The sequence below is a fragment of the Halogeometricum sp. CBA1124 genome, assembly GCF_009741955.1.
GTDB classification, from domain to species: Archaea; Halobacteriota; Halobacteria; order Halobacteriales; family Haloferacaceae; genus Halogeometricum; species Halogeometricum rufum.
Window position 1 is genome coordinate 1 of sequence record NZ_WPCD01000126.1, and the last position, 10,885, is coordinate 10,885.

Genomic DNA, 10,885 nt, shown 5'->3' on the forward strand with positions numbered 1-10,885 from the left:
CGTTGTACGACTCGACGAACGCCTCGTAGTCGCGCATCGCCGTCGCCAGGTCCGCGGGGTCGGGTTGCCGCTTCGTCGAGACGACGTACGTCTCCGCCCCGCCCTTTCCCTCGTACCGGAGGTACTGCAGCGCACCGCCCTCGTACTTGACCGTCCACGTCCCCCGCGAGGTGGTGAACGCTCGCTGGCCGTAGTCGCCCCCCTGCAGGAGGGCGAGTTCGCGCGCAATCCGTCCCGCGTGCGACTCGACGGCCGCGACCACCTCGTCGCGTCTGGCGGCGACGTCCTCGGTGTCCGCGAAGTCGAAGTCGATGCCCTCGTTCATTCGTGTCGGTGGTGGGGGTCGGCAGGCATAACGCCTCTGAAGCCGGGCGAAGCGAGGGCGAGAAGGAGTGGTGAGACGTTCGAGTCGGAGGGCGGTGTCGGGGTCTCAGTCCGCGATGAACTGGCTGGCCACCTCCAGCACCTCGTCCATCGACTTCGCCTCGTCGAAGGCGTTCGGGAACGGGTCAGCACCGTTCAGACGGTTGAGGTACGCCGCGTGCCGGGCTTCGACGCTGTGGACGCTGAGCGCCGCCGAGAGCAGGTCGTCGTTGCTGATGCTCGGCGCAGCGCCCGCGTATGCAGCGACGCCGGTGTTCTCGAGCGCCATGGCCGTCTCGAAGAACGCCGTCGGGTTGTTCGCCTGCATCGTGCCGAACTCGTACTCGGCCTTCTCGACGGGCGTGCCGCCGAGGTCCTCGATGATCGCTTCCAGCGTCTCCACGTGCGCGGCCTCGTGTTCGCCGATGTCGGTGAGGTTCCCGTAGATTGGCTCGCGAGCGCCCCACGGGAGGTGGTCGAACATGTCGGCCGTGACGATGGTCTCTTTGCTGTAGTAGCCGCCGAGCGACTTCAGGTTGTGCGCGTAGAACGCGTCTTCGAGGTGTTCGAGCGTGAGCGCGTAGTTCAGCACGTCCACGTCAGTCGTCTCGTCGCTCGCGCCGTCCGCGTGCTCGTCGGCCGCGACGCTCGACGTCCCGAACGCGAGCGCACCGAGTCCCGCGGCGGTCGAACCCGCGAGGAACTGGCGTCGCGAGGTGACTGCGTCCTGTACTGCCCGTACTGCCGAATCGAAGGGCGTCTCGTCTGTCGACTGGTCGTGGTCTGTCATTGGAGTGTGCGCGTCGAAGCGCACCTACGACTCCGATTGTCGGATAAATGAGGATTTTCCGAACTCTCACCCAAATTCGTCCGGAGTCGCGAGGTGTGAAATTATCTCTCCGAACTCTCTCGTCGTCACCAGACATACAGGGCTCGTGATCGCTTCGCGTCGCTCGTCGAGAGAGCGAGGCAGAAGTCGCTCGAAGAGACGAAAGGCGCGAGAAGTGACCGGCGTGACTACCGTCGCGGGTCGCCGCGCACGTCGCTCGCGGCCACGGTGCAGATTCGAACTCCGGGACGGTCGCTCACGACGGACGCTCCGCTCTCGTTCGTCGTTGCGAAGTGGGGTGAAAATGGGCCGGCGCAGATTCGAACTGCGGTTACGGCCACCCGAAGGCCGAAGGATACCAAGCTACCCCACCGGCCCGCACCTCGAACTGAGTCCGGCGCCGCGTTTAACAGTTGTGATTCGCGGTGTTCGCCCGAGGGAGTCAGTACGTCGTGAAACCGTCGGTATCGAGGTAGTTGTGGGCGACGGTGATGGAGTGGTCGGCGTGCAGCACCTCCGGACCGAGGCGGACCCGTTCGTCCGCGGCGGCGGCGAGGGCGTCCGCCTCGTCGTCGGTGAAGTCGTGGTGGTCCGAGAGGACGAACACCGGGTCGACGGGCGGTTCGACGTCCACAACCGGGTCGCCGTCCTCGTGGAGTTCGACCACGGTTCCGTCGGCGACGGCGTCCAGCGTCGACTCGAAGTCCATCCGACGGATGCTGACGCCGGGACTCGCCTCCGCGGGCATGTGCCCGATGGCCTCCTCACGTACCTCCAACGCGCCGCGAATCAACGCGGCCGTACTGCGTTCGTCCGGGTTGAGCCGCCGCAACTCCGACCCCTCGAACCGGACGGTGTACTCGTCGCCGAGGACGAGGTGGACGCGGACTGACTCCCGAATCGCGTGCGAGAGGAAGAACGCGGAGTTGACGCACCGGCAGAGCACGTCCAACCGACCGGCCCCCCCGGCCAAGTCGTCGAGCGAGAAGTCGGGCGTCGTCGGAACGTCGTGACCGGTGATGACGAACTGTCGCATACGGGCCGGTGTCGCCCCCAGAACAAGGGTCTGTCCTTCGACTCAGCCGAAAAGCTTACGACTGCTAGCATTCACCACGTGCTAAGCATAACGAACTATCATCCGGTACCGAATAAAACAAACGATTGGAATTTTACGACACAACACGACGAACGGAAGGTGTTAGGTGAAAATCGTATTTCATCTAGCGAAAACTTCGACGTGAATGAAAGTTTACCAACATGCTTAATTCCTTGTAGAATAGGAGCGGAAAAAGCCGAGTACGGCGAGAGGAACGGCGCAAAAACAAGATTTGCCGATACCGGAGAACATTCGTTAGGTATTTATCCAACCAGCGGCTGATTCTCGGTATCCCTCAACATAAGGTGCAGTAACCCATGTCAGATAAACCCAAGACGTTTCACAGTCAACTGAACCGTCGCCGTGTCCTTCAGGGCCTCGGTGGCGCAGGTATCGCAGGTCTCGCCGGCTGCGCTGGCGGCTCCGGTAACGAGACCGAAGGAGAGAGCACGGGGACCGAAGGCGGTTCCGGGTCCACCGGGACAGAAACCACCAGCGGTGGCGGCACCGCCGGCGGGAAGCTCAAGATGGCGCTCGTCAAGAGCCCCATCGAGTTCGACCCCATCGTCCTGAACGACGTTCCGTCGTCGCAGGTCGTCGACCGCATCGTCGAAGGACTCTACACCTACAACGAGTCGACGGGTATCGTGCCCGTCCTCGCCGACGGCGAGCCGACCGTCGAGAACGACGGTACGCGCTACACGGTCGCCATCCAGGACGGCGCGACGTTCTCCAACGGCGACCCCGTCACCGCGTCCGACGTGAAGTACTCCTTCGAGGCACCGGTCAAAGAGGAGACCGAGAACGCCTCCGAACTGAACATGGTCGACTCCATCACCGCGGTGGACGAGAAGACCGTTCAGTTCGACCTCAAGTACCCGTTCGCGCCCTTCATGAACACGCTGACGTGGTACGTCGTGCCCGAGTCCGTCCGCGAGGAGGACAAGGACGCGTTCAACACGGGCGGTAACCTGGTCGGTTCCGGTCCGTTCGTGTTCGACGAGTGGCAGGAAGGTAACTTCGCGCGCATCACGGCCAACGAGGACTACTGGGGCGAGCCGAAGCCGAAGCTCGGCGAAGTCGAGTTCGTGCCCGTCGAAGAGGCGACGACGCGCGTGACGACGCTCAAGAACGGCGAGAACGACATCATCGAGGAGATTCCGCCGAAGCAGTACCCGACGGTCCGCAGCATCTCCGACGCCAGCATCGACGAGGTGCCCGGCATCGGGTACTTCTACGCGGCGTTCAACTGCAACGAGGGCCCGACGACGGACAAGAAGGTCCGCGAGGCCATCGACTACGCGTTCAGCATGGACCAGGCGGTCAGCTCCTACGTGGAGCCGACGGGCATCCGACAGTACAGCCCGCTGCCGAAGTCCATCGCCGAGGAGTGGGGCTTCCCGCTCGACGAGTGGAAGCAGATTCCGCACGACAAGGACATCGACCAGACGAAGGCGCTGTTCGACGAGGCCGGCGTGCCGGACGACTACTCGTTCAAGATCATCGTCCCGCCGGACGACAAGCGTGAACAGATCGGCATCACGATCTCTAACGGGATCAAGGAGGCCGGTTGGGACGCGTCCGTCCAGCGTCTCGACTGGGGTGCGTTCCTCGACAAGTACGTCTCCGGCAAGGAGGACGACTACAACATCTACACGCTCGGCTGGTCCGGAACCCCCGATCCCGACGCGTTCACGTACTACATGTTCGGTCGCGACGACAACACGCTCGGCGTGACGAACGGGACGTTCTACGGCAACAACAGCGAGAACGGCAAGACGGTGAGCCAGAAGTTCATCGAGGCCCGCGAGACGCCCGAGCGTGAGGAGCGGAAACAGCTCTACACCGAGGGCATCACGATGGCGCTCGAGGACCGCGCGCACCTGCCCGCCTACAACCTGAAGAACAGTTTCGGCGTGAAGGACCTCGTCAACGACTTCAGTTCACACCCCGTGCTCAGCTTCACGCTGTCCACGTCGCACAACAACGTCTCTGTCAACAAGTAATACACTTTCAGACAGAGGCTGAGACGCCATATTTATGTACAAACCAGCCGCTAAACGACGCTTAGAGACATACATGGACGAAAACCAGTAGTGGTGTAACAATGGGACGCCTTCGCTACACAATCAGCCGACTCCTCCAGGCGATTCCGGTGATCGTCGGCGTGATTACCATCACGTTCTTCCTCACCGACGCCATCCCGGGGGACCCGGTACAGATCATGCTCGGCCCGTCGCCGAGCGCGCAACAAGCCGCAGCCATCCGTGCGAAGTTCGGACTCGACCGACCGCTCCACGTTCGGTACTTCAGCTACCTGTTCGACGTCATCCAACTGGACCTCGGGACGAGCATCTACTACCAGGTTCCCGTCACCCAGAAGATCGCAGAGCGCCTGCCGGTGACGCTCTACCTGCTGCTGTCAGCCTTCACGTTCGCGCTGGTGACCGCCGTTCCGCTCGGCATCATCTCCGCGAAGCGACGCAACGAGCCGACGGACCACGTCTCCCGCGTCGTGGCCCTCTTCGGCGTCAGCACACCCTCCTTCTGGATCGGGCTGATGCTCATCATCATCTTCTCGTTCTGGCTGGACTGGTTCCCGGCGACGAACATCATCCTCCCGTGGGTCGCGCCCGCGAGCGTCGACGGAGCCAGCAATCAGCTGGACGTGATATTCAAATCCATCCACCACCTCATCTTGCCGACCATCACGCTCGGAACACTGCAGATGGCGGCGTTCACTCGCATCGAGCGCTCCTCGATGCTCGAAGTGCTCGGCGAAGAGTACGTCAAACTGGCCCGCGCCTACGGCGTCAGCGAGACGACGATCGTGCGCAAGCACGCCTTCCGGAACGCGCAGCTTCCCCTCATCACGATCGTCGGCCTCCAGCTGACCAGCGCGCTGGGCGGCGCAGTACTGACCGAGACGGTCTTCTCCATCAACGGGATGGGTCGCCTCATCATCACGGCCATCCAGAATCAGGACTTCCAGCTCGTGATGGGGACGACGCTGGTGTTCGGACTGGTGTTCGTCATCGGCGTCATCCTGACGGACCTCTCGTACGCCTACGTGGACCCACGAGTCTCGTTCGAGGGTGAAGAATAATGTCGAACGCAACGAGCAGAACTGACGCAGACGAGAGCGGTCCCGAACAGCCAGAAGCCCGTGTCGGATTGCGCTACACCCTCTCGCAGGTGAAGCGCGACCCGACGGCGCTCGCCGGTCTGGGCGTCATCGCCGTCATGACGACCGTCGCGCTCATCGCGTTCGTCGACGGCATCGTCTTCGACATCCTCGGCGACTTCGAGACGTTCGCGAACATGGGTATCCACCAGTACGTGCTGGCGGAGACGGTCTGGGTGAACCCGGTGAACGACCCGGCCAACGCGCAGATTCTGCGCCCGCCGGTCTACCTGACGAACCAGCTCTACCCGAACGACCCCGGAACGTGGGCGCATCCGCTGGGGACCGACCACCGCGGCCGTGACATCTTCGCGCGCCTGTTCTACGGGACGCGCATCGCCATCACCGTCGGCATCGTCTCGACGGGCATCGCGATGATCCTCGGGATGCTCGTCGGCGCCATCGCCGGCTACTACGGCGGCTGGATCGACGACGCGCTGATGCGCGGGTCGGAGACGCTGTACGCCATCCCGTTCCTCGTGCTGGTCATCGCGTTCATGACCGCGTTCGGCCGCAACCTGACCTACGCGATGATCGGTGTCGGTATCGCCACCATCCCGACGTTCGCCCGCCTCATCCGCTCCCGCGTGCTATCGGTGCGCGAGGAGGACTACATCGAGGCGGCGCGGGCGGCGGGGGTCCGCGACCGCGACATCATCCTCCGGCACGTCATCCCGAACAGTTTCGCGCCCGTGCTGGTGCAGGCGACGCTGCAGGTCGGCGTGAACATCCTCATCATCGCCGGCCTGTCGTTCCTCGGCTACGGTGCGCAACCGCCGACGCCGTCGTGGGGACAGATGCTCTCGAACTCCCGGCAGTACATGCTGCCCAACCCGTGGTTCAGTATCTGGCCCGGCATCGCCATCCTGATCACCGTCGTCGGTTTCAACCTCATCGGTGACGGCCTCCGAGACGCACTCGACCCACGGATAAACAACTGATGAGCGAACCACTACTCAAAGTCGAGAACCTGAAGACGCAGTTCTTCACCGAGGAGGGGACCGTCCGCGCGGTGGACGGCATCTCCTTCGAGGTGAACGAAGGGGAACTCGTCGGCCTCGTGGGCGAGTCCGGCGCCGGAAAGTCCGTCGCGACGAGTTCGATAATGCGGCTCGTCGAGGACCCCGGCGAAATCGTCGGCGGGACGGTGACGTACAAGGGCAAGAAGCTCATCGACTTCGAGGAGGGGCCGGACGGCGAACTCCGGCAGTCCTCGGAGATGCTCTCCAACGAGCAGATGCGCAAGCAGATTCGGGGCAAGGAGATAGCGATCATCTTCCAGGACCCGATGGAGGCGCTGAACCCGGTGTTCAAGATCGGGGGACAGCTCCGCGAGTTCATCGAACTGAACCGCGACGTGACGAGCAAGCAGGCGAAGGAGATAGCCGTCGACATGCTCCGGGAGGTCGGAATTCCCGAGCCCGAGAAGCGGTACGAGAGCTACCCGCACCAGTTCTCCGGCGGGATGCGCCAGCGCGTCATCATCGCGATGGCGCTCGCCTGCGAACCGGACCTCATCATCGCCGACGAACCGACGACGGCGCTGGACGTGACCGTCGAGGGTCAGATTCTGGACCTCGTCGAGGACCTCCAGCAGAAGTACAACACGTCGTTCGTCTGGGTCACGCACGACCTGGGCGTGGTCGCGGAGATCTGCGACCGCGTGAACGTGATGTACCTCGGCGAGATCATCGAACAGGCGGACGTGGACGACCTGTTCCACAAGACGCGTCACCCGTACACGGAGGCGCTCTTGGACTCCATCCCGCGACCCGACCAGAGCGTCGAGGAACTCAACCCGATAAAGGGCGTCATGCCCGAGGCGATCAATCCGCCGTCGGGCTGTCGGTTCCACACGCGCTGTCCCGAGGCCCGGACCATCTGCAAGGAGGTCCGACCGGCGTATCAGGACGTGAGCGACCCCGGCGACTCCTCGCACATGGTCTCGTGTGTGAAGTACGAGAACGTCGGCTACGACGACGCCGAACCGCTTGAGACCGAGGCCACCGGCGCGTTCAGCGGCGGACTCGTCGAAGCACGAGGTGACAGAGAATGAGCAAAGGAATGGTGACGGAGAGTTCGGACGGAGTCGGCTTCGGGGAGACGCTCCTCAAAGTCGAAGGGTTGACCAAGTACTTCAGTCAGGGCAGCGGCCTCATCGCGAGCCTGTTCAACGACGAGGAGGTGAAAGCCGTCGACGACGTGACGTTCGACATCGCGAAGGGCGAGACGCTCGGACTCGTCGGCGAGTCCGGGTGTGGCAAGTCCACGCTCGCACGGACCGTCCTCCGTCTCCTGGAGCCGACCGACGGCGCGGTGTGGTTCAAGGGCGACAACCTCGCGGAGATGAGCGGCGAGCAACTCCGCTCGATGCGCGAGGACATGCAGATGATCTTCCAGGACCCGCAGTCCTCGCTGGACCCCCGGATGAAGGTCGGTCCAATCGTCGAGGAGCCGATGAAGGCCCACGGCCTCTACAAGGGCGAACGCGAGGAACGGGCGCGGATGCTGCTGGAGAAGGTCGGCCTCGACCCCCAGCACTACAACCGCTACCCGCACCAGTTCTCCGGCGGACAGCGCCAGCGCGTGAACCTCGCGCGGGCGCTCGCCGTCAACCCGGACTTCATCGTCTGCGACGAACCCACGTCGGCGCTCGACGCCTCCATCCAGGCGCAGGTGCTGAACACGATGCGGGACCTCCAGGACGAGTTCGGTCTCACCTACCTGTTCATCAGCCACGACCTCTCCGTCATCCGGCACATCTCCGACCGCGTGGCCGTGATGTACCTCGGACAGTTGGTCGAACTCTCGGACACCGAAGAGCTGTTCGAGAACCCCCAGCATCCGTACACGAACGCCCTCCTGCAGTCGATTCCGGTGCCCGACCCACGGCACGGCGGTCAGCGCGGCGTCCTCGAGGGCGACGTGCCGTCTCCCATCGACCCGCCGTCGGGCTGTCGGTTCCGGACGCGATGTCCGCGACTCATCGCGCCCGACCAGTACGACCTGACGCTGGAGGAGTGGGACGACGTGAAGGCGTTCATGCGCGAGACGGAGCGTCGTACCTTGAACCGGAGGGCGAGGCGTCCATCCGCGAGGAGTTCTTCCCGAACGGGACGCCCGACGGAGAGGCGGGCTCGCTCGTCGAGACGAGCATCGACGACGTGCTGAACGACGACTGGGACGCCGCCGAGGACCGACTGCGAGAGTCGTTCGCGGAGCAGAGCATCTGCGCGAAGGAGGTTCCCTCCTACGAGGTCGAACCCGAACACGGGACGGACGTCCACTTCGCCGCCTGTCACCTCCACCGCGACGACATCGAGGGCAGCGCGAACGCCGACTGACCGGCCGTCCGGTTCGCTCTCGCTCGTCTCGAACGCGCGCTCGAACTCACATCTCGTCTTCCGCGTACGCCCGAACCGCGAGCGACGGCGTCAGCCGTCGATTCGTATCTCGGTGGTGTCCTCGGGCCGGTCGCCGTCGAGTGCGAGGTACGCGCCGATCTCGTGGACGCCGCGCGTCGGTTCGACCCACCGCGTCGGCGCGTCGCCGTCCCCGACGCGCTTGAACAGGCCGTTCCACGTCTGCGTGAAGACCTTGCGTTCGCCCGCCCGGAAGGTGAGTTTCGCGGGGCGCTCCGGGAGGTAGATTCGCTCGTCGCTGGCCTCCAGTTCGCCGTCCACGGTCCACCCCCAGAGCCGTCGCGTCGGCGTCTCGACGGCGACGGGCAGGGGCAACTGGTTCTCGACTTCGACCGTCAGTTCGACCGGGTCGCCGGGGGCGTACGTCTCCCGGTCCGTCCGGACCGACAGCGAGAGGGCACGTCTGACGACCGCTTGCGGGACGAACTTCCCGAGGGCGTCGGCTATCGGACTCTTGGTGTCGTCGAAGCCGTACCGGTCCTCCCGGTTCCCGACGGGGCCGTTCGCGGGTGGCATTGCTCGACCCGTCGGTAGGCCCGCGCGGCGTTTACCTCCGTCGGTCGCACGGTCAGTCGTCGCGCCGCAGGACGTACGCCGACACGGCCGCCCCGGCGGCCGCACCGGCGGCGAGACTGGGCACGTCGAGTCCGCGCACGACAGTCGAGAACGGGTACGCCTCGCGTTCGCGGAGCGTCGCCTCCGCGTCGGGCGACTCGGGGACGGTGACGACGTACTCGCGGACCTCGCCCGGACGGACCGTCGCCGTCACGGAGCGTTCGAGGTACGAGCCGTCGAGTCCGGCCGCCTCCGCGGTCAACTCGTACGTCGCGTCCCGTTGGCCGACGACGGAGACGCGGTAGTCGCCGGGCGGAGCGTCGTAGCGGTAGCGCATCGCGTACACGTCGGTCCGACTGCGGTCCATCTTCGCCGCCACGTTCCGACCGACCGTCCACCCGTCGGGCGCGACGACGGACAGCGACACGTTCGGCGAGGTGACGGAGAACCGCACCGCGCGTTCGAGGAGGTGCGAGAAGTCGTCGCCGTCGCTCTCGGCGGTTCGCTGCGGCGTCTGCACGTCGGCGTCCGCGCGGATGGCCCGGTCCCAGCGGTTGAAGACCAGACTGTCGAAGTCGGGGTGGCCGGTGAGCGGCGGCGTCCGGGTCGGTCGAACCGTCAGTCGCCGCCGGTAGCCGCGCTGGTACGCCCGGGCGGGCACGTTCGGGTCGTAGACGCGGAGTCGCGTCTTCGCGCCGTCCGCCTCGTAGTCGTACACCAGCACCTGATGCGACCGGCGGGTGGCGGTGTCCACGAGGGTGACCCCCGCCGTCCCGAACGCGTCGACGGCGGCGGTCAGCGCCGCCAGTTCCGCCTCGAAGTCGATTCGGTGCGGGCGGAGCATCCGGTGGCGACCCAGCCACGAGTGGACGTCGAGCAGTTGCGTCGACTGGTACTCGTCGATGTGCACGCCGATGGTCTCTCCGGACTCGCGGGGGGACTTCGGGCGCCGGAGCGACGCCGCGTCGTCGACGTCGGCGGGGAGCAGCGACGGGTTCTCGAAGAACTCCTGCGCGGAGAACGTCATGCCGTAGCAGTGGCCGTCCGTCGAGGACAACTGCGCGGCGGCGACGCGAATCTGCGAGGAGAGCAGTCCGACGAGGGCGTCGGGGAGTCTCGCGACGGGCGTGCCGAACAGGTCGGAGAACGGGCCTTTCCAGTCTTCCTCGACGCACTCGCGCACCTCTGACTTCGCGACGGCGCGGTGGTCGTGGGCGGGGTACGCCGGTTCGTTCCCACGCCAGTTCCGGAATCCGAACCCGTGCGTCGCGGGCGAGAACCCCTCGTCCTCGCGGGCGGTCGGGCGACGCCGGGGGCGGCGGCGGAGCGTCGCCGCCCCCGCGCCGAGACTGGCGAGGAATCCGCGGCGTCCGAGCTCCTCATCGAGCGTGTGTTCTGGTCGGACTAACTTGACCGTTTCCCGAACTGTGTGGCAG

General features: G+C 65.1%; 8 protein-coding genes, 1 tRNA gene and 2 pseudogenes. 5 read left to right on the forward strand and 6 right to left on the reverse strand.

The annotated features are described in order from the left end of the window. The 4 genes and pseudogenes from GJ632_RS14280 to trmY form a co-directional block, all read right to left on the reverse strand. Positions 1 to 325, reverse strand: a pseudogene (locus GJ632_RS14280) (hypothetical protein); the annotation flags it as partial. 105 nt (positions 326 to 430) lie between these two features. Continuing rightward, positions 431 to 1,153: a ferritin-like domain-containing protein gene (locus GJ632_RS14285; protein WP_191453317.1), complete on the reverse strand. Its 723-nt coding sequence runs from the start codon at positions 1,151 to 1,153 to the stop codon at positions 431 to 433. Between the two features lie 344 nt (positions 1,154 to 1,497). Then, positions 1,498 to 1,570, reverse strand: a tRNA-Pro gene (locus GJ632_RS14290). Positions 1,571 to 1,634: 64 nt separating this feature from the next. Beyond that, positions 1,635 to 2,228, reverse strand: coding sequence for a tRNA (pseudouridine(54)-N(1))-methyltransferase TrmY (gene trmY, locus GJ632_RS14295; protein WP_191453318.1), 594 nt, complete (start codon positions 2,226 to 2,228; stop codon positions 1,635 to 1,637). Between the two features lie 377 nt (positions 2,229 to 2,605). On the opposite strand from trmY, the gene GJ632_RS14300 reads away from it, so the two are divergent. The 5 genes and pseudogenes from GJ632_RS14300 (at position 2,606) to GJ632_RS14320 (ending at position 8,816) form a co-directional block, all read left to right on the forward strand. Beyond that, positions 2,606 to 4,294 (forward strand): ABC transporter substrate-binding protein, encoded by a 1,689-nt coding sequence (locus GJ632_RS14300; RefSeq protein WP_191453319.1) that lies wholly within the window; start codon positions 2,606 to 2,608, stop codon positions 4,292 to 4,294. A gap of 101 nt (positions 4,295 to 4,395) precedes the next feature. Next, the gene (locus tag GJ632_RS14305; protein ID WP_191453320.1) at positions 4,396 to 5,394 is read left to right on the forward strand and encodes an ABC transporter permease; all 999 of its coding nucleotides are present in this window, start codon (positions 4,396 to 4,398) and stop codon (positions 5,392 to 5,394) included. Then, complete coding sequence (locus GJ632_RS14310; protein WP_191453321.1) at positions 5,394 to 6,413, forward strand: ABC transporter permease; 1,020 nt, start codon at positions 5,394 to 5,396, stop codon at positions 6,411 to 6,413. The genes GJ632_RS14305 and GJ632_RS14310 overlap by 1 nt, the downstream gene beginning before the upstream one ends. Continuing rightward, positions 6,413 to 7,528 (forward strand): ABC transporter ATP-binding protein, encoded by a 1,116-nt coding sequence (locus GJ632_RS14315; RefSeq protein ID WP_191453322.1) that lies wholly within the window; start codon positions 6,413 to 6,415, stop codon positions 7,526 to 7,528. Before GJ632_RS14310 ends, GJ632_RS14315 begins: the two co-directional genes overlap by 1 nt. Continuing rightward, a pseudogene (locus tag GJ632_RS14320) lies at positions 7,525 to 8,816 on the forward strand (ABC transporter ATP-binding protein). The gene GJ632_RS14315 and the pseudogene GJ632_RS14320 overlap by 4 nt, the downstream one beginning before the upstream one ends. A gap of 90 nt (positions 8,817 to 8,906) precedes the next feature. Here the strand turns inward: GJ632_RS14320 and GJ632_RS14325 are convergent. Both GJ632_RS14325 and GJ632_RS22200 read right to left on the reverse strand, forming a co-directional pair. Then, the gene (locus tag GJ632_RS14325) at positions 8,907 to 9,410 is read right to left on the reverse strand and encodes a hypothetical protein (protein ID WP_191453323.1); all 504 of its coding nucleotides are present in this window, start codon (positions 9,408 to 9,410) and stop codon (positions 8,907 to 8,909) included. 52 nt (positions 9,411 to 9,462) lie between these two features. After that, a partial coding sequence (locus GJ632_RS22200) for a hypothetical protein (RefSeq protein WP_394351812.1) occupies positions 9,463 to 10,885 on the reverse strand: 1,423 nt, incomplete at its 5' end.

What these genes read in the sequence shown, in the direction of transcription:
- trmY (WP_191453318.1), bottom strand. Translation starts at nt 2,228, where the DNA reads ATGCGACAGTTCGTCATCACCGGTCACGACGTTCCGACGACGCCCGAC.
- GJ632_RS14300 (WP_191453319.1), top strand. Translation starts at nt 2,606, where the DNA reads ATGTCAGATAAACCCAAGACGTTTCACAGTCAACTGAACCGTCGCCGT.
- GJ632_RS14325 (WP_191453323.1), bottom strand. Translation starts at nt 9,410, where the DNA reads ATGCCACCCGCGAACGGCCCCGTCGGGAACCGGGAGGACCGGTACGGC.
- GJ632_RS14315 (WP_191453322.1), top strand. Translation starts at nt 6,413, where the DNA reads ATGAGCGAACCACTACTCAAAGTCGAGAACCTGAAGACGCAGTTCTTC.
- GJ632_RS14310 (WP_191453321.1), top strand. Translation starts at nt 5,394, where the DNA reads ATGTCGAACGCAACGAGCAGAACTGACGCAGACGAGAGCGGTCCCGAA.
- GJ632_RS14305 (WP_191453320.1), top strand. Translation starts at nt 4,396, where the DNA reads ATGGGACGCCTTCGCTACACAATCAGCCGACTCCTCCAGGCGATTCCG.
- GJ632_RS14285 (WP_191453317.1), bottom strand. Translation starts at nt 1,153, where the DNA reads ATGACAGACCACGACCAGTCGACAGACGAGACGCCCTTCGATTCGGCA.